Raw genomic sequence first — 24,319 nt, 5'->3', positions numbered from 1 at the left:
ATTCTAAAACCTTAAGTCACCATTTGATTTGTAACTAAAGGTTTTGATACAACATAGGACTGTTTATCTATTCTCCTTGTCCTAAGGAATATCCAGGTACTCCATCAAATTCATACAGATTTTCTGTTTTGATATAATCATATCCCTTTGATTCGAGTAAGGTTAGTACGGCTGTAATATCTTTGTGTTGGATTTTCCCACCGTTAGGTGAGATAAATCGGCATCGGAAATGATCTGTTAAAAACGTTTCCTTTTGTCCTTTTGGATATACTTTTACTCCTCTGTTTGTAATCATTTTTAAGTGTAAGAAGTTTTCGGTGATAACCTCAATATTTTTACCTAAAACATTTGGATCACGATCATTCGGTATATCTAAAAAAATATCAACGCCAACTAATTCTTTTTTTTCATTCTGAGTTGGTAAACTGAGCGTAAAAGATTTAGGTTTAACAAGTTCACTTGCCGAAAGTACCTCCGGGTTTTTTCCAAGTCGATCAATGATTGCGTCTGTATACTCTTTAGTTCCAACAAGTGTTGTATTCTTTTGATTTTGAAATACATCAGCAGTTCGATAACCATCCTCAATGGTTTTTAAAACAGCATTCCTAATGAGTTTTGCTTTTTCTGTTTTGCCTAGATGTGTTAACATCATCACAGTTGCTTTAATCACGGCTGTTGGATTAGCAATGTTTTTACCAGCGATATCGGGAGCACTTCCATGGACAGCTTCGAACATTGAAACAAAGTCACCGATGTTTGCAGATCCGCACATACCAACAGAACCTGTGACCTCTGCCGCTATATCAGAAAGGATATCACCGTACAAATTTGGAGCAAGGATCACGTCAAATTTTTGAGGTCGATTGGCGAGTAATGCTGCACCAATATCAATGATCATACTTTCCGCTTCAATTTCAGGGTATTCTTTCGCAATTGTTTGGAAGATATTGGCAAACAATCCATCTGTAATTTTCATGATGTTGTCTTTTACCATACAAGTGATCTTTTTTCTTCCATTAGATCTTGCGAATTCAAATGCATAACGCACAATTTTCTCAGTCCCTGGAACAGTAATTAGTTTCAAACATTGAGTAACCTCACGTGTTTGGCGGTGTTCAATTCCTGCATACGTATCTTCTTCATTTTCTCGAATGATGACGATATCGGTATTGGGATGATTCGTTGCAATGAAAGGATCATATGTTTTTGCAGGTCTAACATTCGCATATAACCCCAATGTTTTACGAATGGTAACATTTAAACTTTTGTATCCTTTCCCTCTGGGAGTGGTGATCGGACCTTTTAATATGGTTGGGTATTTTCGAATTGTATCCCAAGCATTTTCAGCAATCCCAGAGAGGATACCAGATAAATAAACTGAAGAGCCAGCATCTACCTTTTCAAACTGTAATCCAGATTTAGCTTCATTTAAAATGCGGATCGTTTGTTGGATGATCTCAGGTCCTATTCCATCTCCTTCTATCAGAGTGACAATAGCTTCCTCGTTCTCTTCTGATAGGTTTGAATTTGATTGTTTAATGGTTGTAGGCATATTTCGCTCCCGATATGCAATATAATACGTGAATTGCATTTCGTATATTAGACAACAGTAGAATCGAAAGTTGCTAAAAAATATTTTTTTTTGGAAAATTAATTTAGGAACAAAAAGTTACATAATCCATTTTGAATGTGACTTAGCAAGGATAGCGGTGAGGCTAAGTGGTAACTTTTTCCAGAAGATTCTCGCTTGATGTCCTTTCGCATAGAATTAATATAATCCTGTTGTCTCGTCGATTTTTGAAGTCCAACGGAAATGATTGAATCATTTTGGAAAATCGATTGCGAGCATAACCTAGGTGGTCTTTATGCCAAAGATTGTAGATCATAATTTGTATCGAATAGAGTTACTTTCTAAATCCCTACCAATCTTTGTCTCCAAAGGGGTAGCCTCTGTTTCGATGAGAGAACTTGCTAAAGAACTAGGAGTTTCAACTGGTACCTTATATCATTATTTCCCAACAAAAGAAGCTTTGTTTTCTTCAATGGTAAAACATCTAGTGATGACAGATGCAGAAGCAATCCAAAAGTTATCAGAAGAAACAACGAGTATCATTGACATCATGAATTTTGTTTCAGGAAAAGAAGGACATTTTTTGAATTTGATGTTACTCGCAGTTGATATCAAAAGACAACATTCAGAATCTAAAGAACTGGTACAATTATTAGAAGATTCTTTTGTTGCTTATGAAAGTGCACTCAATCGATTTTTTCCAAAAGAAACAGAAGGGAAGGGTGGTAAAGCCTTCTTTGCTTTTTTTGTTGGAGTTCTATTCTTAAAATCCAAGGGAGATGAACACACTCCTTGGATTGATTTGTTTGAAGGATTAAGGTATGTAGGTGATTTACTCACTTGGGATTCCAAACAATCGTAAATCATTTTAATGTTTTTTTCTAAATTATCCTTTTGATTGCAAGGGTGATTGATTGCGATTGGAGTTTACAAACTCTGAGATTCCACTTGTACGATTGGCGATTTTTACAAGTTCCAATTCTTCTTGGCTTGCAAACTTTTGGTCCCATTCCTTAACTTTTGGAATCATCAGATAATGCCATAAAGGTGGTATGAGTGCAATCACAATTGTTGTCAAATACCCACTGATCATCATAGGTGCATTAGGATATGGTTTTAAATCTTGGTAAGGAACTTCTCCTTGCGCGTGGTGGTGAGAATGTCGCGTTAGATTAAACATCGTCCAGGAACTAATTCGTTTGTTTGTATTCCAAGAGTGCCTTGGTTGTACTGGTTCTTCTGGCAATCGAACCATTCCATAATGTTCCATGTAATTTACAATTTCCAGAAGACTTTTTCCAAATAATCCAGAAACGATATAAAAGAACATTCCTGGCATTCCGCCAAGAGAATACGCTAACACAACCAAACTAACGCTCATCAGATGTCCTCTTAGGAAAGCATTATGGTAGGATAACGTTGGTACATTTTTACGTTTCAAACGTTTTAATTCAATATTCCAAGCACTGAGATTACCTTTGATGGTCGAAACAAGGATATGGTAATACACATTCCTTCCGCGAGGAGCTGTGGCTGGATCTTCTGTCGTGGAAACATAACGATGGTGCCCATAGACATGTTCAATTGAAAAGATAGTATCAAAACTAAAAGCCAATAACCAACGACCAATGAACATAGAAATGGGATCCCATGTGCGATGGGTTAATTCATGTGCTGTAATGGTTCCTACGAGTCCAATCATCAATCCAGTGAAAATGATCGCATACACATGGACGAGGGGAGATGTATTCAATTTAGCAAAATTAAAATCGTATCCAATTATTTGTGTTAACCAAGATCCAAAACCAAAAGTATCAATGGGACTCACGGTCCAAATGGAACAAAAAAAGATAAGGCATAAAATTGGTAATGCCATCCAAAGTTGAAACGTAAGAATTTGAGGATTTGTATAATTTGGAGTATGTTTGTCATCTCCTGAAATTGCATCTCCAAAAATGTAAAATAAGAGTAAGGAAAAAAATCCAATCGTAGTATAGTATCCTCCCATAAGGATACTCACGACAGATGAGAGTCCTACAATATGAAACAAAAAGAATTTTAGATAATCAAACAATCCAGCTTTGCGTTTAGAATTTTTGTCATCTATGTTCAAACTAAGACTATGATCAATGGTTGTAAATCGATCGGCAAAGATTGACTCTTTTTGAATTCCCAATTTGAATAATTCACTTGTTGCAGAATCAACCATTGGTGGGGGTCCACATAAATAAACTTCAGTCGTTTTTGTTAGGTGGTCTTTGATTTTTGATGTGACAAGACCTCTTTCCCCTTTCCAAGAATTACCTTTTGGTTCTTCAGAAAGGATTGGAACAAAGGTAAATTTCCCTTTCCAAACTTTTTGAATTTTTTTGATTTCTCTTATCTTGTATAAATCTTCTTTTTTGCGTGCACCGAAAAGTAAGGTGAGTGGCCTTTTTGTGCCTTTCAAAATCCCTTCCTCTAACATAGCAAGTATTGGTGCAAGTCCACTACCTCCAACAACCATAAGTATTGGTTTTTTGGAATCTCTTAGATAAAAATTGCCAAATGGACCTTTGAGTTTTGCTTTTTTCCCCAATAAATTCTCATTCCATATATAATTTGATAATTTTCCATTGGGAACTTTACGTACTATGAACTTAACAATTCGTTTCTGATTTGGTGCATTTGCGATGGAGTAATTTCTTTCGACGTCCATCCCTTCGATTGATAGCGAAACATATTGGCCTGCTTGGAAAATCAGTTTTGTATCCAATTGGATGGAGATTTCGCAGATATCCTCAGTTAAAACATTTTGTTGGATAACTGTTCCTGAATAAGTGGTTTTGTTTTCAACTTGGATACTAACATCAGTTTGTGGAATGCTTTGGCAAGCAAGGACGTAACCTTTATTCAATTCTTCATCAGTCAATAAATACCCAGTTTCGGTAAGTTCCTTTACCTTCCCATCCACAAGTTGACACTTACAAGTTGCACAGCCTCCAACACGACAACTATGTGGGAAATCAATCCCTTGCCGTAGTGCCGCACTGAGAATATTTTCATTCCGAAAAGCTTCAATTGTAGTTCCATTGATTGTTACGTGTTTGGTACCAGAGGAGGATCCATGGATCTCCTTATTTTTTTGTTTGCCCATTTGATTTAAGAGAAACATACCCAACTCCTTTCTCTGTGGTGTAGGCCAAATCCCCATTATGACAGTTGGGGGAAGAGCACATTTTATATCGCACGTTCGTTATAAATAAAATAAGACATTTGTGTCAAACATTTAATTCCAGATTTTTACAGAGAATCCTGATCGTTTTTCAATTGGGATTCCCTGACACATTGTTTTGCGGGGAATCTTGTTTGAACCAATGGAGGCTTTCTTGACCACCTCCCATGAACTATCGAATCATCGCATGGCAATTAAATCTGTTTGCCATCAACTTTTCAGTGGGCAGTCCAAAACTGTTCGAACCAGTAGAGTGGGGGCAAAAAACTTTTGTTAAATGAAAAAAAGTTAAATAGGGTTGCTATTAATTTCAACTAGAATTAACTTGGTAACAGATTCAAAATATTATCGTTTTTTTAACCACTAAGTAGTCCTCACTTTTTTGCATTCTGATCTCTTTCATTAGTTTTCCCCTGCATTTTCGTTGTGTTTTTACCTAATTTCCTTTCAGGAAAGTTGTTTCTAATCCATTAAAATTTCAGAGTCAAATAAAACTTAATAAGGACATCACATGTCAACAAATATCTATGTAGGTAACCTCTCTTACGAAATGACGGAATCAAAACTTAACGAACTTTTTTCAGTTCATGGTTCTGTTTCTTCTGCTAAAATCATCACTGACCAGTACACTGGCGGATCAAAAGGTTTTGGTTTTATCGAAATGAAGGATCGTAATGAAGCTGACAAAGCTATCAGCGATTTAAACGGAAAAAATATTCTCAATCGTGAAATGAAAGTGAATATTGCAAAACCAAAAACTAACAACTGGAACTAATTCTAGTTTAACGGAAGGGAACAAGTTTATAGTTGATATTCTATTATATAGAAAAATTTTTATAGATTTGTTCCTTTTAGATTTCTCCTGATTCCCAGTTTCTAAATCCTCCACCATATCGTGTAACACTAAGTTCGCGAGCTTGCAAAAAATTCAACGCATTCACAGACAATAAACACAAAGGTCCTCGGCAGTATACAATCAGCTCTTTGTTTTTGGGAAATTTATATGTTTCCAATTCATTGTAAGGAATGTTTACAGCTTCTGGTATATGTCCTTTTTTATACTCTTCTTTAGAGCGGACATCAATCAGGAGGATTCCTCCTTTTTTCATTTTCTTTTGCAATTCAGAGGTTGATAACTCAGTGTTTCTGCCTTTTGATTTTAGATTTGAATGGTCATCTTGGGCAGTGCTGTAGATTGCAAATTTTTCCAATGCTAAGAATAGTTCCTTCATTGGACCTGATTCCCAACGATACAGTATCCTTTTTCCATCCCGTCTTGTGATGACTAGATTTGCTTTTTTTAGCGCTTGTAGGTGTTGGGACGTGTTTGCAACCGGGATACCGGATTCTTCAGAAAGAATTTCTACCGATTTTTCCCCTTCTGCCAGAAGCTGAAGCAAAATTAATCGTGATTCATTCCCGAGCATACTCGCGATTTCGCTCATACGGGGAATGGTTTCCAAACTTCTCATACCAATCTTAAAAAATCAATCAATCCCATTCTGGCAAGAGTTTTTAGAATATCTTAAAAAACTATAGACGTTCTATCATTCAATAAATACATTGAATGATAGAACGATTTATTGATAGGAGGTTGTCATGGATCACCTGATAGGAATAACAATTCAGACAATTTTGATTGGGGTTGGTGCTACGATGGCGATGGATCTATGGAGGTTTTTTTTACAAAAGACATTTCAGGTAAACTCATTGGATCTTGGACTTTTGGGTAGATGGGTAGGACATTGTGTAAAAGGTAAATTCTTTCATTCACCAATTGTGAAATCTGCGGTAATTCCGGGAGAGATAATCATTGGTTGGTTTTCACATTATGCGATAGGAATTTTTTTTGCTAGTTTGTTGCCCATCATCTGGGGAGTGAATTGGTTAGAAAATCCTTCCTTGAAAGAACCAGTTCTTTTGGGTCTCTTGACCATTCTTGCACCTTGGTTTTTGATGCAACCTGCTATGGGTATTGGCATCGCGGCATCAAAAACGCCAAAACCATTTCAAGTTAGAATTCGAAATATTGCCATCCATACTGTTTATGGACTTGGTTTATACGGAACAGCACTTCTAACACATGTTTATTTGCGTTAAAAAATTTAAGGAATGTATATGAAATATATTATTATCATCGCGTCCATAGTTCTCTTTGGTTTTTTCTCTGTAGGAATTCCAATTGCAACACTTCCAGGATTTATCAGAAATACATTAGGATATAGTGATGTTTGGCTTGGAATTATACTTGGAACTCAATCAATAGTGACATTACTGTTTCGTCACCATTCAGGTTCCATCTCGGATTTAAAAGGGCCCAAAGTCGCAGTCACAAGGGGATTGTTCTTTGCAGTAATCTCAGGTATTGTAAGTTTAGGTCCTCTTTTGATACCTGGTGATATGGGACTCATAACACTTTTTATTGGTAGAATCATCTTAGGTTACTCAGAAAGTTTATTAATCACTGGTGCTCTTTCTTGGGGAGTCGGTTTGGTTGGTCCAGCTAACGCAGGTCGTGTGATGGCTTGGAGTGGTATGGCGATGTATGGTGCGATTGCAATTTCTGCTCCTATGGGATATCTAATGGTACAACAATTAGGTTTCCAGGGTGGAGTTATGTTAGCGATTCTTTTTCCTATAATTGCTGGACTCATTTCCATTTCTGTGCCTGCCATCCCTCCCGCAAGTAAGGTACGAATTCCATTTTACCAAGTAATTCCTAAAGTATGGAAACATGGTTTTGGATTACTTTTTTCTGCCGTATCTTTTGCTGGGATTGCTGGATTTAGTACCTTACTCTTCAAAGAAAGAGGATGGGAAAACGCACAATGGGTGATGGCGATATTTGGAACTGCTTATGTTCTATCTCGTATTTTTTTTGCTGGAACTGTGGATAAATATGGTGGGAAAAAAATCGCTCTCATCTTTTCATTTGTCGCAATGATAGGACAAATATTATTATGGCAGGCGAATCACTCTTATATAGCGTTTATAGGTGCTGTCTTGACAGGATTTGGTTACTCACTTGTTTTCCCTGCATTCGGTGTTGAAGCAGTTAAAAATATGGAACCACAATTTCGGGGAGTCGCATTAGGTGCTTATGTTGCATTTTTCGATCTTGCCTTAGGAGTGACTGGGCCACTTGCAGGATTTGTTGCCGATCATTTTGGTTATGCGGCAGTGTTTGCATTTGGTATGATTGCTTGTATTTTTTCTTTTTCCATTGCCTTGAGTTTGAAGGAAACAAAGAATTAGTCATTCGCAATTGTCTATCTTAGCTGAAATGATAGTTTCAATTTTAAAATTGTTTCGGCTAAGGTTTGTATTTTTTACGATACTCCGAAGGAGTGAGTTGAGTTAGTTCCTTAAACACTCGTATAAATGAATTTTTAGAATTAAAACCGACAGCAAATCCAATTCTTAAAATCGTATCATCTGAATTTTTTAAAGCATCTTTTGCATGTTCAATTCTTTTTTCTTGGATGATTTCGATCAAACTTTTACCAAAGTATCTGTTGCATACTTGAGATGTAGAATGAGTAGAGATTCCAAGGTTACTGGCAATAAGGGTAAGATTTAAATCACCATCGAACAAAAACTCTTTGTCTTCAAGTATGTTCTCTAATTGTTTCCCAAGTTCCATCATTTGAATTTCTGGTAGATATGACTTTTGGTATTTGACTTCTTCAGATTGGTGATTTGGAAGATCATGAGATTCTTTTTTATCTAAGTATACTCTATGCCAAGCAAACCCAAGGATCCAAATGGAAAACCCTAGATTCGAAATCGATTCAGAAGTTTTGCCTGGTAAAATGATGCAAAACAAAATACAGAAACAAAGCCATATGAGTAACAGTAGAAGGTAATTTTCAAATATTTTGCCTTCCCAATAGAGATCTTTTGCAAATTGTCCCATTTCGAGTCTAAACCGAATGTATGTTCTTAAGAAAACGACGAATGAAAAAAATAATATAAATATCTGAAACAAATTGGTCTCACTGAATATTTCATTCGATTGCATCTTGGTAAGAGATAAAAATTTGTCTTCTCCGCTTAATAAGAAAAAAGGAGCTTCATATACTAAAAATAGTAAAGGAACGACTAAAGTGAATCCTTCCCAGTAAATACTTTCCTTTGGAATCACAAAATACCTAGTTATGATAAATGAAAAAAGTGGAGCGATACAAAATCCGAAAAAATAACCCAATTTGATCAAATGAGGAAATTCATTTAGATTTCCTGAAAAATAAATCAGGTTGCAGGCCATGGTGAGAGAAAGAAAAAAAAAGAAAAAAGATAAATACAAACTGTATTGTCTTTTATGTTTCCCTTGGAAAAAAAAATACAATCCCAAAAACAATGACTGGATGAACCCTGCACTTAATAAAATAGATCCGATCATTGATTGCTTGATTCTATCATAATACGTTACATTTGGATAGACGGATTTTTTTAAAAAATAGGAGTTCCACCCAATGGGGTGAGACGACAAAGTCTCCACATTCGCTTACAATCAAAGAGAAATGTTTCGAATCTTCAAAATAGAACTTTTGGTTTCACAAAGTTTGTTTATTCTTTTCACTGATACTATCTTAGGGAATGCAAAGTTCTCCAATGAAAAATTTTCTATACATTTTTTTCGCGCTCCTTCCATCGGTGGAGAATATAGAAAAGGCGAATATTCTGTTCATTTCGGTTATTATGAAACCAATTTTGATCCAGGAATCACAACTGTGTTTTGTAAAATAGGGATTGGTTACTGGTTTTTACCAATGCATCTTGGGTCTGATCGTAATTGCTGCAGAAGGTTCTGCAACAGAGCTCAACCCAACACCAGGCATTAGTTTTTCAGAATTTTTTTTTGAGGTAAACAATGAAAAATGAAACAATAAAATGGAATCCGTATATTGGACTGGTATTAATCATGATACCCATTCTGATTCAAATTCCTTACACACTTTTAATTATGAATTTTCAATATCCTGATATATTGAGACAACCAACTGACTCTATTTTGTCAGAATTCCATAAAGGTAGTTCTTCCTTGGTATGGACATGGTGGTTTTTTGGAATTTCAGGGCTCCCACTTTTTTTTGCGTATTTACATTTGTATCAGAATACAAAAGTATATAGCCCATTGTTATCTTTAACGGCCGTTATTTTTGGTGTCGCTTCGTTGTTTTTCCAATTGATTGGTCTTTTACGTTGGGTATTTGTTGTACCAATCCTATCAAATTTATATTTTGACCCAAACTCTTCAGAAATTATGAAAGAAGTCGTTCTCATCAATTTCCAAACAATCCACCATCTATTTGGGGTTTTAATTGGTGAGCACTTAGGCCAACTGTTTATAATTTTATGGATGTTGCTTCTATCAATTGTTCTTCGTAAAAACCAAATATTCCCCAAATGGATCTCCAATTTCGGGATGGTATCTGCCTTTATATATTTACTTGCTCAATTTGAATTATTTTCACTTGTCATCTCAGATGTGAAGGAAATCCCCTTCGCAGGGTTAGTCGGAAGTTTGTGTTGGTTGGTTTGGATGATGGCACTAGGAATACAAATATTGAAGCAAAAACCAAACGTTGTTGCTTAAGCTGAATTGTTGATTGATAGCACCAAATGTGGGTTAACCTATTTGGTGTTTCAATGACATCGATGGCCAACTTTCACTCTGTATTTCCCTGATAAATAACACTCAACGAGTTCTCTGTCGCTTGTGGAAAGTGTCTGGTTGAAATAAATAATATCGCCTATATGACCATTAAGATAATCCCCATTGAACGGATAAATTCCCGAATTCCATAAGAACCTACCGATACTTAAGTCATAAACTCCACACGTAAATCCCGCACTTGGTATAGATAAGGAGGCAACGGGAGTCCCAAATTTATAAATACTACCCGTAGTTCCATTAAAATCTAAGGACATAAGGATATTTTCTGAAGGTATGTTATATGCACCCGTTGATATTAATTTTGGATTATTGAGTTGGAGATCGAAAAAACTTAAGAGATTGTTAGTTGTAATGTCCGGTAAATAGAGTAGTTTTTCACCATTGTGGAAAATTCCATCACTACCTATCATTCCATTATCGTTGTACATCGCAAAGATTGTATTGGAAGTGGATAATAGATCAGGAACGCAGGATGTAGACAAAAAATTGGCAGAAGCATCATTAAAACGAATGGCAGGTACTCCATTCATTCCTGTCGCATTGTACACTGGCTGTGCAGGGGCTGAGCCTTGGTAGACGTGGAAATTGTTTCCACTTCGATCATTCCATGCGGAAACACAATTGACACTGCCAAGGCAACCACCTGGACCAATACTAGCACTTTCAGGTAATAAGAAAAATTTTAAACTACTACTAGCAACCGTTTGGTTCCAGGAACTAACTTGTGTTGGATAAGGTCCTGAAATTGCACGGATTTCTGCAACAGATAAGGTCCTATCATAAATTCGAATATCATCAAGATCCCCTGAAAAAAACCCAGTTGTAGTGATTAATTTTCCTATTTCTAAATTTGCGCTCGTACCTGTAGACCAACCACTTTGTGTTTCAGAATGTCTTAAGGTACCGTTTTCATATAGAGAAACGTTTTTTGTTCCACCATCAAAAACGCCACAAAGATGTATCCATTGGTTAACAAAATCTTCGTGTAATATTTTTGCATCCGCAGACCATCCAAACATTCCCACTTCAGGAGGATCAATGACAAGACCATTTCCTGTATTTGGAACTGGTGTTCCATAACTGATGATATATTGTCCAATACCAGAAGAAGTATTAAACCAAGCGCAGATGGTACGACTTACAATACCTGTGGGTAATCCATTTGGATTTGGTTTTTGGAAGTAGGAGGCTCCATTAAAATAATACGCTGAATTGGGTATGCCAAAACGATCTGAAGTCAATGCAGCCCCATAATTGTTAAGGTCATTTTTGAAGTTTCCGTAATCTTTTCCATTTCCATTCAATGGAAAATAGGAAATCAAACCTGATGGAACTTGTACTGCTAAAGTTTGTATGGAATCATCGTCTAACGCGCCATTGAAAAAATTGACATTAGAAATTTTTCCTCTAAAAAAATTACCAGTCCCAGCATCTCCAATTTTAAACGTAGCCGTCGCAGTAGGTTGGATCGGGTTTGTTGAAAAGACAATCCCTGCGGATATTCCATTGATGTAAATTTGCCAATTATTTGATAACCGACGTACTGCGACATGTGCCCATCGATTGAGTGGCAATTTCATTGCAGTGGGTGGCCCTAAAGTGCCAGATAAATCGATTCTCAAACTTCCCGTAATATCCAACATGAGACCGTACCCATTGCTGAGGCCGAGTCCATTGTACAGAATGAATTGATTTACATCATTTGCGGAAGAATGTACCCAAGCGGAGAAAGTGATATTATCTGTGTTTTGGGTCAATGGTCCTGATGATACAATGTAATCAGATGTTCCATTCAACTCATATGCACCATTGGAAAGTCCATTTTCATCTGAAGTGAAAGTAGGAGAACCAATCAATGAACCGTGATTAGTTCCGATCGAATCGTTAGCATTCCCATCGAATGAATATTGTATTAATTCAGCAGGTTCTAAAAAACGAATGGCGTGGTTGCCTTGGTCGGCTATGTAAACTTTTTGACCGTCAGTTGCAATGTATCCAGGAAAATTAAGTAGGCCATTCCCAGTCGCATTATCAGAATAACCTGAGCTACTTCCTACCAGTGTTGTTACTTTACTGTTACTCAAGTTTATATGACGAATTCTATGTCCGAGCCATTCAGATAAAAACAAATTAGTTCCGTCAGTTGTGATTCCATGTGGGTCGTTAAATTGAGCGGAAGTCCCAAATCCATCGGTGGATGCTTGTACTCCATCACCCGCTAATGTATCTACTGCATTCGTACCAGTGAGAGCGATCCTTCTAATTTTATAACCACCGCCCACTCCAACATCAGTTACGTAAAGATAACTTCCTAAACCTACAATGGCAATTGGGGATACAAACCTTGCATTTGTACCAACTGGATTGTTCGCAAAATTACAAGAACCTGCACCTCCAGCAATTGTTCCCACAGAAGATGACACAGGGTCTACGGTACGAATTGTACAGTTTCCTCTGTCTACTATATAAAAAATTCCATTATGTAAAGTAATCCAGGTTGGATTGGCAAAAGAAGCTAATATTCCAGAGGTATTGTCTGATGCCCCCGTTACACCGGAACCTGCAAAAGTTGAAACATTCGATGTTGCCAAGTTCACAATTCGTATGCGATTTCCATTCAATTCTAAAACGAATAAATTATTTCCATTCGTTGTGATCCCAACAATTCCATTAAATTGAGCTGCAGTTCCGATTCCGTCTAAACAATTCGTTGTAACCGTGCCTGGACAAGTTGTCCCTCCGCCAGTATTTCCTCCTGCAAGAATGGTGGTAACACCTGAGGATTTATCAATTTTCCGAATCACTCCATTACCTGTGTCGGCAACATAAATGAAACTGGCATCACTTGTTAACATACTTGGATTCGTGAATCTAGCAGTCGTTGGAGTTGCGGTAGCTACCGCCACACCAGAAGCAGCACCCGAACCTCCATTGTTAGTGGGGAATGATCCAACAAACGTTCTGATGTAGGTCTTTCTGTTGATTAAATTTGTTCCAAGGTCAATGCCTGTAGAAGAAAACAAATTTCCACCAACAATGTAACCATTCACACAAGTGATAAAAATTGTTACGTTTGCTGCAGCAATGGAACCAAAAGTTAATAATGGATTATCAAACGTACAAACCGTTCCCGCAGGTTGTGAAGTAATGGTGACCGCGTAGTTAGACCCAGTTGGTTGTAAAGTAGTAAATTTAGTAAGACCATTGGAGGATATTGTAAGTGATTCCGCTGCATTGTTTTGAATAGAAATGGAACCACTGATCCCTGAAACGTTGACTCCAACTTCGTAAAAACCAACACCAATTCCACAAGTAACGCTAACATTTGTTATTGGAGAATTTTGGGCAACCCCTTGCGCATTTGTTATGGAACATGTGATCCCAACTCCGTTTGTCGTTAAACCTACATCATAACTTTGTCCAGAGTTTAATCGAGTAGGGAATGTAAAATTTCCATCCGCGGAAATAGTGATAGAATCGTTTCCATTGGTGAGAGTAACTGAAGTTCCAGACCTTAATCCTGAAACGGCTCCTCCTAAACTTTGACCTGAACCAGTGAAAATACGGAGGAAAGCCAAGTAGTCCAATGGGCTTCTTGACAACTCTGGAAATGAACAGGTCACTAGAGAAAAAAGAAACGGTAATACAATAATACGTCTCAATTGGTTTCTCATGATCTTTAAAAGTATCCCTTGCCTTCTGAAATAATCAAGAAATTATCAGATTTTATTTTGTTTTGGAAATTCAAGTATAAAGAGACTCCCTTGCTTCAGTCCTGATTCTACTCTTATATTTCCATTTTGTAACCTCATTAATTCATTACAGAGCTTTAAGCCGATCCCAAATCCCTTTTCTCCTAAAGTCCCTGGAGAGGACATAGGATCAGTGAAGATTCGTGATTTTTGTTCAGTAGAAATACCTATGCCATAATCTCGGAAAGTTATTGTAGATAGATCTGATGTCTCCGAAAAACTAACTTCAATTTTTCCATTTGGATGACTGAATTTGATCGCGTTTGCAATCAGATTCCGAATAATTTCATTTAGAATTGATTTGTCCGCATATACTTTTGCCGAATCGGAAACAGTAATTTCAAGTTGTATGGATTTTTTCTGAAGATCCAAAGCAAATGTTTCTATAACTTGGTTTATTGATTTTAGAACATTATTTTCAGTTAAATCCAAATTGATTTTTCCCTTGTCTATTTGAAATCTATTTAAGTTTAATAAATGTTCTACGGTAGACATAGCGTTTTCCAAGATGACAAATATTTGCTTTGATATATGATCTTTTTCTTCCTTTGGCGTGTCTTCATCGTAAGTAAATGTAAGAGCTGAGTAAACAGTGCTCAAAGGTGATCGTAAATCATGTGCCACAAGTGAAATAAATTTATCTTTCCATTGGTTTGCTTCTTCAGCAATCTGTTTTGCCTCTCTATATTCTTTTGTTCGTGCCACAACCTCTTGTTCTAGGGATTCATTTAATTTTGTAAGTTCATTTTTTAAAGTTTCATTTTTGATGAATGTTTTTGTGAAATAAGAAGCAAGGATAAGTGATTGGAATAAAACAGTAGATAAGTAAGAATATTTTAAAATCAATGTATATTGGAAAAATCCATATAAATTTAAAGTATCATTAATCGCACTAAACAATAAAAATACTTGGATGATTAATAAACTGAGAGCTAATTCTTCTTTTTTAATAGTAGATTTGATTAAACAAAGTATGGAGTAAAGTAATCCTGCGATTGTAAAAAAGATTCCAAATAGTGTAGTTTGAGAGCCAAGTTCCGTTGGTAAAAGAATCACTGCAATGTACAATCCAAAACAAATGGAAGAAAAAATCTGAATAAACTTTTTGTTAAATTGATTTGGGTATAATTGCGCTAAAAAAGAAAGGTAAAATGGCATCGCCAAATAAAAGATAAGTGATAAGGAAAAGGCAATTCGATAAGGAACATTGGGAATCAAATGATACAGGATGTCTCCATTTAATGAAATGGAATGAAGGGCAGTGATGAAGCTGAATAACCCAAAAAATAAAATCAACGACCGATTCCTTCTGAAAAAGAATAAAAGGAAATGATAAAATGCCATAAAAAACAAGGCACCTGTTAATAAGGAATCGTATGTAATCTCTTTGATGTATTCATTTTGTATGTCGCGATATTTCCCTATTTTTGGTGGATACCAAAACGATCCATCGTCATGATAAAAATTGGAAATGTGGACAGTTAAATTTATAATTTTTTTTCCATAAGGAAGAACAATGATACCTGAACTTCTGGTCGGTATCATTGCCTCTTTAGTTTTTCCCACTTTTCCTGATGAAAGTGATAGATTCTCATTAACAAATACTTCAATCGCAGCTCCACCAGTTTGCAAAAAACGAATCGCAAATGGTTCTTCATTTGAAGTATCGGGTAAAAATATTTTAACTTGGTAGGTGGCAAATCCTGTCCCTGAATGGATTTCTTTCCATCGTTTACCAATCTTCAAAAATATTGGGTTAAGCTCAGTAATATTGTCTTGGATTGGAAAAACCGAAGGATTTTCGTTAATGGATACAGTTGGTGTGATTAATTCTCCCCAAAAAAAATCCCAATCCCCAGATAATGGTAAACTAGTGTGATTACTGAAGTTAACGTTAGTTAAATCAATTATGCCCTTTTCAACTTCAGGTAAATCAATTTGTCTTTCACTTTCATGACATGAAATCAAAAAAGAAAAACATAAAAGTAAAATTCCAATTTTCAAATGCATTTTGGTCTAGAAAAGATTTCTCTAGACCATTTTTGCTTTAGTTCTTTCCTTTCAAAGGAATATTTATATCTACTTTTATGGAAGTTGGACTAATCCTTTTTTGTTTTTCCATAACATATACTTTTCTAAGATAATTTTCCCAATATTGTAAAACATATTTGGTACCATCAATTCAAATTGTCTGGGTTTAAATAAGTGGTTTGTTAGAATCCAAACTTCTTTTTTCCCAGCATCCATGATACAAATACCAGGGATTTTACCGAAAGGCATAGATTTAAATTTTCCATTTCCGAGGATATCATTCTTAATGTTCTCTGAGACAATTTTTCCCATTACATCAGATGGGAAACCTGTCTTTGGTACACCGAATGGTGCTGCACATTTTTTAAATGGTGCAATTACTTCAACAGCAAGGCCAGCTGCATAAACATTTTTAAATTTGATATGTTGGTAACCTTCATTTGTGACTACGAATCCTTTTTCATCAACTAGTTCAGGAGAATTTTTCATAACATCTGCTCCTAAAAATGGAGGTATCATCATTGACATTTTGTATGGTAACTCCGTTGAATCACCTAACGTAATTTTTTCTTTTTCAATTTTTTGAATCGTAGCATTGGTAACCCATTTGATTCCATATAATTTCATAAATATTTCTAACATTTTTTGACCACCGACAATACCACCAATGCCAAAATGTCCTAAAAATGGTTCAGGTGTTACCCAAGTGATTTCAACTTGATTGCGAACTCCTCTTTTCCTAAGGTATTTATCTAAATTGAATAAATATTCATATGCAGCTCCCATACAACTGGCCCCTTGGGTGGCAGCGACAACTACAGGACCTGGATTCTTTACAATTTCTTCGAACGCATGTGCTGATTTTTCTGCAAGTTCAGGAGTGACGATACATTGTATCATATTTTCTTTTGGATTTAAATTTGGCAAAATATCGAAGTTAAGTGATGCACCCGTTGCTACAACTAAATAGTCATATGTGATTTCACCATGATTTTCGGTGAGAACCACATTTCGATCGGGGATCACTTTTGTGCCGCGATCATTAATAAATTTTACACCCTTCTTTGCTAACATAGGTTCAACAGGAAACGTAATGTCTTTTACCTTTCGGATTCCGAATGGAACCCAAATGAGAGAAGGCACATATAAAAAATTGATTGCGGGTGAAATGACAATCACTTCGACAGAGTCGCCGAGTTTTCTTTTTGTTGAGATAGCTGCAGTTACACCTGCAAAATTACTTCCTAAAACTACGATCTTTTTCATATCCAATCCTCTTGCATATAGAATACAGGGTACGCTATATGACTCAAAATTCGAATGAAATATAAGATTTAATTTTATTTTTAACTTATTTTGTTTTTATATACTAATAATTAGACTCATTATAATTTTGGCAAACTGATGCGGTGGTATCCGCTAAATGGCTCGTAACCTCGATCTGTTATATTCCCACCAATGAATAAATAATTTCCATATTGTTTTTGATGAAATGTAACACCTGTTTGTGATATACTCCAAGGAGTCACTAGGTTCGTATTTAAATTGATAAATGCTGTTCCTTGCGCTGTTGTTGTATTGATAGAGGAAAACCCTCCATGTAAAACCATTAATCCATCTATTGTGATAAACATATTGTAAAAGGCACCTCCATTTAATTGGAAACGGTTGGTCTCAAAAATCCCAGTGTCTTTTTGAAAACTTGCTAAATTTTGATTGGATGACCCACCAACAGTCGTAAAAGTACCACCAACATATATTTTTCCATTATAAGAAGCAAATCCTGAGACATCGGCATTTGGGAACGTCGTTGGAATATTGATTGCCGTCCCATCAATTTTATTTACGGCTCGAATATAAGTTGAGCTAGAACCACCTGCATTCGTAAAAAGACCACCTAACAAAATAGAGTCATTTAAATCAAACAAGGCACTTACTTGGTTATTTGCGTTTGGATTCCAACTAGTAAGCGTAAAACTATCAAGCGAAAATGCAGCAACATTATTTCTTGTTGATCCATTTACATTCGTAAAAGTACCACCAAAATAAAAATTAGACTCATCCGAAATTAAATTTGTGACACTACCTGAGTTTACATTTGGATTAAAGGATAATAGCTCATAGGTAGGTAATCTAAATGCAGCTAATCGTGGTCTACTTTGTCCGCTAATAGATGTAAACGATCCACCTAAAAAGAGAAGATTCCGTTTGATATGGAGGACACTCACTTCGTTGTCGATAGAGGGAGCCCAATTAGAAGGTAAACCAGTATCTAAATATACAGAAGCGATATTCGATCGGTTTACATAATTCACTGTACTTACAGCTCCAGGAATCATGATCTTGCTCCCATCTAACGAAAATGCAGCGGCCGCTGAAGGATAAGCGAATTGGTTGAAGAAATTTGGATTCCACTCTCGCATTATGTTTGTAGTTGAATCAATACTTGCAGCATAATTTCTAGTTTCACCCAGAACTGAGGTGAAGGAACCAAACAAATAAATTTGACCATTGTTTTCGATCACTTGGTTTACATTTCCATTCACTCCATAATTAAGTCCTAGTTCCGTTCCAGTATTGGAATCGACAACAGCGAAGTTACTCCTTGCTGTACTTCCATTTACAGTTGTAAAAGATCCTCCTACATATATTTTGGAACCAGAAGTAGCAATGCTATCAACAATCCCGTTAAAATTTGGATTCCATGCTAACAATGTTCCGTTTAAATCTAATGCGAATGCAGAGTTTCTAGGAGATGTAAACGCTCCTCCAACAATGAGTGCCGGGGCACCTGAAATCGTACCAATTGCTAATGCACGTATTGTACTATTTTGAGTTGTAGAAGCTACCCAAGAATCTAAAGTAGAGGTGAGTAAATCGATTCTTGCTATACGGTCTCGTGCAAAACCATTCACTGTTGAAAATTGGCCTGCTAGGTAAAGTTTCTGATTGTATACCAAGAGTTTTTCTAAAGCAAAATCAACATCGATCGCCATTGGATCAAGAGCACCAGTAAATCGATTGAGGGCGACTAAATTGTTACGAAAATTGCCATCCCACGATGAAATGACTCCTCCTATATACAGTTTGTCACCAAAAATTGCCATTGAATATATATTAGGTTGTGTAACTGGATTTGGACGAAAATTGAAATCCAATTTACAGTTTGGTAACATGTGTACGACGTTTTGAAATTGAACACCTCTGGCATATGTGAAATTTCCAGCAATATAATACCCTCCGCTTCCGTCAGATACAACTGCCTTCGCAACATCATTCAATTTTAAGAAAGGACATTCAACATTCGAAATGATTTTTCCCGTGTTTGTATCCAAATAGTATGCGGATCCTACATTGGGTCCAAGAGCAGTGAACGATCCACCTAGTATGAGTTCATTGCCGTAAATTTCCATGGAATTGACAGTGGCACTCCCACCAAAAACCCCCCAATAATCAACATCATATGGTAAAAATGCAGGCAAACAAGAAGGAGATGTGTCGGAAGTAACGAAGCGAATGATGCTCCCTAACAAAAAGGATTTTGATTTAGGATCACATCCATTTGAAAGTTCAGCAGGTTTACAAAAAAAGAATATAGTCAAAGTCAAAATTAAAAATTGAATACGCATGAGACAAATTTTGAGAATCAGTCAATTTATTTCTACTTTAAATTCAATTTTTGAAAATCTGTAAGGAAACTTCATGAGGGATTTTTCTAATCTTGTATAAAAATTAAAATATACCAACAAAGTTTGTGTTAAAATGGTTTTCAATAGGTTTGAGATATGGGAAGTTTCCCCTATGATGAACCTTTTCAAAAAAGCGAATTTCAAAATCCTTGTATTTTCTATCGTTATATGCTCGGTTTTTATGTCTTGTGCTTGGCACGGAATTCCTCTCGAAAAACGAAAACACATTCCAATTTCTCCACCAAATGGGTGTGATAGTAATACAGAAATTAGAACCTATCGCGTGTTATTTTTGTTGCCTATTTTTGAACACAATCTAAACAAAGAAAATGAAATTAATCCTTCCGAAATTTTTGTAGTTGAATCTAATTCTTTTGCCAAACCTTGGGATATTGTTTTTACTACTTTGGGATTTTTGGTTTCATTCAATTCCTCAACCGATAGACTAGTGGTTTGCCCCAAAAAGGCAGTTTTAGAGGCAATGCAATCTCAGGGTAACAATCCTGATACTCCGTCCAAATTATCATTTTGGCATTCAAGTGGAAGTCCCAATCCAATCCACTCCATTCAATTCCCACCTGACGACCATACGTTAAGTGAAGAATCCAAAGAAATTTTAATTTCATTTACGAGAGAAGTTCTTAAATCGGAACTCAGTTTTAAAATAGTTTTGGTTGGAAAATCACATACATCTGGAGATATCGCTTACCAAACGAGGTTAGTAAAACGTAGATTTGATGAAATCCGACAGATATTAATCAAAGAATCGATTGATGAAAATAGAATTCAATCGGTGATGGCTGATGGAAACATTAGAAATCCGAGTATGGAAAAACAAGCGGAAACTCAATCAACAATTTCAATTTATTTGGTAAAGGATTGATTTTGAATTTATATATTGATTATATGATACGATGCATTTAGATGTTGAGTATCATTATTCCAATTGATATAGATTCGAATATTTATTATAAGGAGTCTATACAAAACTTTCTAAAACGAAATGATGTAGAGATTATTCTTGTTAAACAGGAAGAGGCATATACCAGAGCGGAGCGTTTGAATTTAGGGTTCCATCGTTCTCATGGGCATATGATTTTGTTCCATCATCCAAGAAGTTTGTTAACAAATGATGCCATTGAATTTTTGATTCAAGAAAGTGAAAAAAAAGAGAAATCCATTGTATGGGGTGGTTTCACACACCAATTTGATCGACGTCATATTTTGTTACAGTGGATTTCATGGTATTCCAATGTAATACGCATTCGATGGAAAGGGATCGTATATTTGGATCATTGTATTTTTTTCTCTCGTGAACTTTGGACATCTGATCTTCCAGTCCAATATTTATTCGAAGATACAGAATTAAGTATAAAATTTAAGCAAATCAGAAAACCAATTTTACTTCCGTATGTCAGTTTAACCTCTTCCCATCGATTTTTAAAGCATGGAATTGTCAGGCAGATGGTGATTAATTTTCTTTTGAAAATTGGTTATAAATTACGACTACCTTCCTCCTTATTGTTTGCCATATACCAGAAGTAGTCGCAATCTTTATTTCAATCCAATGTTAATGCTTTCATTATAGGTGAAAGTGTCCATTTGCTTCAGGTTGGTATTTTACATCCGTAATTTGGAATTGTTGAATACCGTGAGGAACATTCCATTGGATGATATCTCCGACTTTATATCCTAAACACGCAGTCGCAAGTGGTGCCAAAATTGAAATTTTCCTTTCGGCAGAATTAGATTCTTCAGGAAAAACCAATTGGAATTCATCAAAATCTAATTCATTTACGTTTCTAATTTCGATAATTGAATTCATAGTAACAACATTCGCTGGAATTTTTGTTGAATCTACTTTTTGTGCTCTTTCAATTTCTCCTAACAAATCTTCCAAATTCGCATTTGTTTTGTTACGTTTTGAATATTCGGAAATCATATTCTTTAACCGAATATAATCAAAATTTGTGATCGAAAGTTTCTTTTGGGTTTTCATAACCATTCTCCTCGTTTTGTGCAAAAAAACTTTCAGTTTAAATAACGATTCCTTTCTGTCAATAGGTTCCCTGAGTTAAAATGCATTCAATTAAACAAATCGAAAAACAATTCAAATCAGAAAGATTTGTTGTCAGTAAATAGAATTAATTTTTTTTGCAAAGAAACCGTCTACGAACCTCATTTAGACTAAAAAATTTGCTAGACATGATTTCTGTATTTCATAATGTTGCTATAGCAACAAATGGAAAATGAATTCGAATTAGAGAACTCATATGCTTACCTAATTTATCGCACTGTCCGTGCTTTAAGAAAACAGTTTATGAGGCTTGCAATGGAGCAGGGACTTGAATTATTCCCTGAACAGTGGTTTGTTTTAGTCAAAATCATCAAACAACCTGGATGTAGCCAATCTGATTTGGGTAGGGATTTTGATGATCGACCATCTATGGCAAGAGCGCTTCGAAACATGGAAAAAAAAGCTTGGATCAAAATTGTCCCAGATCCTGACGACAAAAGGAAACATAAAGTGTTTCCAACTAAAAAAGGGATCGAACTTTATACTCGCTTGGTCCCCGAAATTGAAAAGGAAAGAAGCAGAATGTTCAAAAAATTGACAAAACAAGACTTTCATAACTTCAAACGAATCATTGATGAAATTTATGATCAATCAGCGAGTTAAATTTTTTTTGGTATAAATGTTGCTATAGCAACATAATTGGCAATCGAAGGATACGGATTTTTATTTCAGGGGGATATATGAATACAAATCAAAATGAGAAAACAAAAGAAAGTCTGGAGAAGGTGTTTAAAACTTTCATCAGTAATATCGATGCAAGGGATGTTTCTTCCTTAGAAAATACATTTCATGACCAATTTACTGACCATGTAAGTGTGAGTGGGATGGAGGATCTTTTAGTATCTAACAAGGAAAAATACCTTCAATCTTTAAAAGATGGGAAGATGGGTGGTTTAGAAAGGAAGGTTCAAATCAATTCGATTGACCTTGTGGATAATTTTGGTGTTGTGAAAGCGAATTTGCAAAGTACGGTGATGAACTTTCGCACCCAATATTCATTTCTTTGGAACCAAGGGGATTGGAAAGTCATTCATGCTTTAGTATCTGCTGAAAAAATTTAAGACTTTTTTCCTTTAGTGTTAAAAATTGAAATTAACGAATCAAACTTTAAATCTTTATGACTAATAATTTTGGTTCGTTAATTCAATTCATTAATGAAATTGAGAATTGTTTTATCTCTTTCTTTAATTTCATCAAATAGAATGCCATAATGATTGGAATTAATTTCAATTCCTTTTGCGTTAGGGATCCTTCTTATCATTTCATCAAATGATTCTTTTGGTAACAAATCATCATTAGGAAATAAATTCATCTTGGTAGCTCTCATGATGAGAGTAGGTGTGTGAATGCTTTCGAAATCCAATCTTTTATTGAGTATCATTCTTTTGCCCATTTCAATTGGATGCGATAAAAATTGTAAAATTACATTTTTTAAATCAATGGCACCTCCCATCTCTTTTAGTTCTTCTAACATGACATATTTTGGCATATGACAAAGATAACCATTTTGAATTGGGTGTAATTCCTTCCCAAAGTAATCTTCGATTTTTTGAGTCCACTTTGGTACTAAAGGAGAATTTTTTAACAAATTAAAATATTCGCTTTGACTTCGATAAACAACATCCAGGCGATCAAAGGATTGTTTTAGCACCTTTAAGATTTGGATTCTTTTTTTGACTGTTAAAAGTCCACCACCATCTATGAGTATCATACCACTTATTTTTTCAGGGAATAGGAGTGCATAACGAAGTGCGATCATACATCCAAAAGAATGCCCTAATAGGATAAATTCTTTCAAATTGTAATGTTGGACCAATTGATTTAAGTCTTCAATATGATTCATAAAACCATACCCTATTTTTGGTTTACCCGAATGACCTCTACCTTTTAAATCATAGGAGATAACTTTATGTCCTGCTTTTGACAGTAAGTTTGCGAAGGATTCCATGGAATGTAGATTTCCAGACAAACCATGCAAACAAATGACAGTTCGTTTTTTCCCTGGCCAAACTCCGACATGGATGGAAGAATCATTCACGAGGAAATCTTCTTCCCGAATTCTCTTGTGTTTTTTGGGACTAACCTTTTGGTTTGTATTTTTTTTTGTCATATTCAATTTGGATAAAATCTGATTCTGTTTAATAGAATTTCGTGAGTCAAATTTCATTTCAATGTTTTAATTCTCCTAATTTTGATTCCAAATTTATAGAATGGAAGATTTGTCATCAATTTGTAACAGTTGTCGTAATATTCGAATTTTAGAAATGGAGACCTTGTAAAAAGGTGAATTAGCGATACAAAATAGA

19 protein-coding genes are annotated in these 24,319 nt (G+C 35.6%); 9 read left to right on the top strand and 10 right to left on the bottom strand.

Annotated elements, in window-relative coordinates:
* Positions 1–67 precede the first annotated feature (67 nt).
* Entirely contained in the window at positions 68–1,552 is a 1,485-nt protein-coding gene (locus tag ND812_RS16515; protein ID WP_265376451.1) for an NADP-dependent isocitrate dehydrogenase, read from the bottom strand.
* A gap of 313 nt (positions 1,553–1,865) precedes the next feature.
* On the opposite strand from ND812_RS16515, the gene ND812_RS16510 reads away from it, so the two are divergent.
* Positions 1,866–2,432: a TetR/AcrR family transcriptional regulator gene (locus ND812_RS16510; protein WP_265376450.1), complete on the top strand. Its 567-nt coding sequence runs from the start codon at positions 1,866–1,868 to the stop codon at positions 2,430–2,432.
* A gap of 24 nt (positions 2,433–2,456) precedes the next feature.
* Here the strand turns inward: ND812_RS16510 and ND812_RS16505 are convergent, their stop codons facing one another.
* Positions 2,457–4,724 carry a fatty acid desaturase gene (locus ND812_RS16505; protein ID WP_265376449.1) on the bottom strand — a complete coding sequence of 756 codons (2,268 nt, stop codon included), beginning with the start codon at positions 4,722–4,724 and terminating at the stop codon, positions 2,457–2,459.
* A gap of 571 nt (positions 4,725–5,295) precedes the next feature.
* Between ND812_RS16505 and ND812_RS16500 the strand changes: the two genes are divergently transcribed.
* Positions 5,296–5,559, top strand: a complete 264-nt coding sequence (locus ND812_RS16500; protein ID WP_100716636.1) for an RNA recognition motif domain-containing protein — start codon at positions 5,296–5,298, stop codon at positions 5,557–5,559.
* A 76-nt stretch (positions 5,560–5,635) separates the two neighbouring features.
* On the opposite strand, the gene ND812_RS16495 is transcribed toward ND812_RS16500, so the two are convergent.
* Entirely contained in the window at positions 5,636–6,229 is a 594-nt protein-coding gene (locus ND812_RS16495) for an ArsR/SmtB family transcription factor (protein ID WP_265376448.1), read from the bottom strand.
* A gap of 154 nt (positions 6,230–6,383) precedes the next feature.
* Between ND812_RS16495 and ND812_RS16490 the strand changes: the two genes are divergently transcribed.
* Both ND812_RS16490 and ND812_RS16485 read left to right on the top strand, forming a co-directional pair.
* The gene (locus tag ND812_RS16490) at positions 6,384–6,884 is read left to right on the top strand and encodes a DUF2938 domain-containing protein (RefSeq protein WP_265376447.1); all 501 of its coding nucleotides are present in this window, start codon (positions 6,384–6,386) and stop codon (positions 6,882–6,884) included.
* An 18-nt stretch (positions 6,885–6,902) separates the two neighbouring features.
* On the top strand, positions 6,903–8,039 hold the full coding sequence (locus ND812_RS16485; protein WP_265376446.1) for an MFS transporter: 1,137 nt from the start codon (positions 6,903–6,905) through the stop codon (positions 8,037–8,039).
* Between the two features lie 58 nt (positions 8,040–8,097).
* Here the strand turns inward: ND812_RS16485 and ND812_RS16480 are convergent, their stop codons facing one another.
* Entirely contained in the window at positions 8,098–9,186 is a 1,089-nt protein-coding gene (locus ND812_RS16480; protein ID WP_265376445.1) for a helix-turn-helix domain-containing protein, read from the bottom strand.
* Positions 9,187–9,657: 471 nt separating this feature from the next.
* Here ND812_RS16480 and ND812_RS16475 point away from each other — a divergent pair, with 471 nt between their 5' ends.
* Positions 9,658–10,383, top strand: a complete 726-nt coding sequence (locus ND812_RS16475; RefSeq protein WP_265376444.1) for a DUF4386 domain-containing protein — start codon at positions 9,658–9,660, stop codon at positions 10,381–10,383.
* 50 nt (positions 10,384–10,433) lie between these two features.
* Here ND812_RS16475 and ND812_RS16470 read toward each other — a convergent pair whose 3' ends face one another.
* The 4 genes from ND812_RS16470 to ND812_RS16455 form a co-directional block, all read right to left on the bottom strand.
* Complete coding sequence (locus ND812_RS16470; RefSeq protein WP_322113706.1) at positions 10,434–14,051, bottom strand: LamG-like jellyroll fold domain-containing protein; 3,618 nt, start codon at positions 14,049–14,051, stop codon at positions 10,434–10,436.
* Positions 14,052–14,183: 132 nt separating this feature from the next.
* Positions 14,184–16,226: a sensor histidine kinase gene (locus ND812_RS16465; RefSeq protein WP_265376442.1), complete on the bottom strand. Its 2,043-nt coding sequence runs from the start codon at positions 16,224–16,226 to the stop codon at positions 14,184–14,186.
* Positions 16,227–16,301: 75 nt separating this feature from the next.
* Positions 16,302–17,513 (bottom strand): NAD(P)/FAD-dependent oxidoreductase, encoded by a 1,212-nt coding sequence (locus ND812_RS16460; protein WP_265376441.1) that lies wholly within the window; start codon positions 17,511–17,513, stop codon positions 16,302–16,304.
* 119 nt (positions 17,514–17,632) lie between these two features.
* Positions 17,633–19,876: a hypothetical protein gene (locus ND812_RS16455; RefSeq protein ID WP_265376440.1), complete on the bottom strand. Its 2,244-nt coding sequence runs from the start codon at positions 19,874–19,876 to the stop codon at positions 17,633–17,635.
* A 172-nt stretch (positions 19,877–20,048) separates the two neighbouring features.
* Between ND812_RS16455 and ND812_RS16450 the strand changes: the two genes are divergently transcribed.
* Together ND812_RS16450 and ND812_RS16445 are read left to right on the top strand one after the other, a co-directional pair.
* A complete protein-coding gene (locus tag ND812_RS16450) occupies positions 20,049–20,819 on the top strand; it encodes an OmpA family protein (RefSeq protein ID WP_407658583.1) in 771 nt (256 codons plus the stop codon).
* Between the two features lie 41 nt (positions 20,820–20,860).
* Entirely contained in the window at positions 20,861–21,481 is a 621-nt protein-coding gene (locus ND812_RS16445) for a glycosyltransferase family protein (protein ID WP_265376438.1), read from the top strand.
* A gap of 37 nt (positions 21,482–21,518) precedes the next feature.
* On the opposite strand, the gene ND812_RS16440 is transcribed toward ND812_RS16445, so the two are convergent.
* Positions 21,519–21,935, bottom strand: coding sequence for a GreA/GreB family elongation factor (locus tag ND812_RS16440; protein ID WP_265376437.1), 417 nt, complete (start codon positions 21,933–21,935; stop codon positions 21,519–21,521).
* A gap of 243 nt (positions 21,936–22,178) precedes the next feature.
* Between ND812_RS16440 and ND812_RS16435 the strand changes: the two genes are divergently transcribed.
* The gene (locus tag ND812_RS16435) at positions 22,179–22,616 is read left to right on the top strand and encodes a MarR family winged helix-turn-helix transcriptional regulator (protein WP_265376436.1); all 438 of its coding nucleotides are present in this window, start codon (positions 22,179–22,181) and stop codon (positions 22,614–22,616) included.
* Positions 22,617–22,693: 77 nt separating this feature from the next.
* On the top strand, positions 22,694–23,074 hold the full coding sequence (locus tag ND812_RS16430; RefSeq protein ID WP_265376435.1) for a nuclear transport factor 2 family protein: 381 nt from the start codon (positions 22,694–22,696) through the stop codon (positions 23,072–23,074).
* 77 nt (positions 23,075–23,151) lie between these two features.
* On the opposite strand, the gene ND812_RS16425 is transcribed toward ND812_RS16430, so the two are convergent.
* Positions 23,152–24,180 carry an alpha/beta hydrolase gene (locus ND812_RS16425; protein ID WP_265376434.1) on the bottom strand — a complete coding sequence of 343 codons (1,029 nt, stop codon included), beginning with the start codon at positions 24,178–24,180 and terminating at the stop codon, positions 23,152–23,154.
* Between the last annotated feature and the right edge of the window lie 139 nt (positions 24,181–24,319).

The sequence above is a fragment of the Leptospira limi genome, from assembly GCF_026151395.1.
GTDB lineage: Bacteria > Spirochaetota > Leptospiria > Leptospirales > Leptospiraceae > Leptospira_A > Leptospira_A limi.
Note: the sequence above shows the minus strand (reverse complement) of the source record. Positions and strands in the feature narration are given on the sequence as shown.

Bases quoted from the DNA above. Each gene is read 5' to 3' on its own strand.
- ND812_RS16515 (WP_265376451.1), bottom strand. From the start codon at position 1,552: ATGCCTACAACCATTAAACAATCAAATTCAAACCTATCAGAAGAGAAC.
- ND812_RS16510 (WP_265376450.1), top strand. From the start codon at position 1,866: ATGCCAAAGATTGTAGATCATAATTTGTATCGAATAGAGTTACTTTCT.
- ND812_RS16505 (WP_265376449.1), bottom strand. From the start codon at position 4,724: ATGTTTCTCTTAAATCAAATGGGCAAACAAAAAAATAAGGAGATCCAT.
- ND812_RS16500 (WP_100716636.1), top strand. From the start codon at position 5,296: ATGTCAACAAATATCTATGTAGGTAACCTCTCTTACGAAATGACGGAA.
- ND812_RS16495 (WP_265376448.1), bottom strand. From the start codon at position 6,229: ATGAGCGAAATCGCGAGTATGCTCGGGAATGAATCACGATTAATTTTG.
- ND812_RS16490 (WP_265376447.1), top strand. From the start codon at position 6,384: ATGGATCACCTGATAGGAATAACAATTCAGACAATTTTGATTGGGGTT.
- ND812_RS16485 (WP_265376446.1), top strand. From the start codon at position 6,903: ATGAAATATATTATTATCATCGCGTCCATAGTTCTCTTTGGTTTTTTC.
- ND812_RS16480 (WP_265376445.1), bottom strand. From the start codon at position 9,186: ATGATCGGATCTATTTTATTAAGTGCAGGGTTCATCCAGTCATTGTTT.
- ND812_RS16475 (WP_265376444.1), top strand. From the start codon at position 9,658: ATGAAAAATGAAACAATAAAATGGAATCCGTATATTGGACTGGTATTA.
- ND812_RS16465 (WP_265376442.1), bottom strand. From the start codon at position 16,226: ATGCATTTGAAAATTGGAATTTTACTTTTATGTTTTTCTTTTTTGATT.
- ND812_RS16460 (WP_265376441.1), bottom strand. From the start codon at position 17,513: ATGAAAAAGATCGTAGTTTTAGGAAGTAATTTTGCAGGTGTAACTGCA.
- ND812_RS16455 (WP_265376440.1), bottom strand. From the start codon at position 19,876: ATGCGTATTCAATTTTTAATTTTGACTTTGACTATATTCTTTTTTTGT.
- ND812_RS16450 (WP_407658583.1), top strand. From the start codon at position 20,049: ATGATGAACCTTTTCAAAAAAGCGAATTTCAAAATCCTTGTATTTTCT.
- ND812_RS16445 (WP_265376438.1), top strand. From the start codon at position 20,861: ATGTTGAGTATCATTATTCCAATTGATATAGATTCGAATATTTATTAT.
- ND812_RS16440 (WP_265376437.1), bottom strand. From the start codon at position 21,935: ATGAAAACCCAAAAGAAACTTTCGATCACAAATTTTGATTATATTCGG.
- ND812_RS16435 (WP_265376436.1), top strand. From the start codon at position 22,179: ATGGAAAATGAATTCGAATTAGAGAACTCATATGCTTACCTAATTTAT.
- ND812_RS16430 (WP_265376435.1), top strand. From the start codon at position 22,694: ATGAATACAAATCAAAATGAGAAAACAAAAGAAAGTCTGGAGAAGGTG.
- ND812_RS16425 (WP_265376434.1), bottom strand. From the start codon at position 24,180: ATGAAATTTGACTCACGAAATTCTATTAAACAGAATCAGATTTTATCC.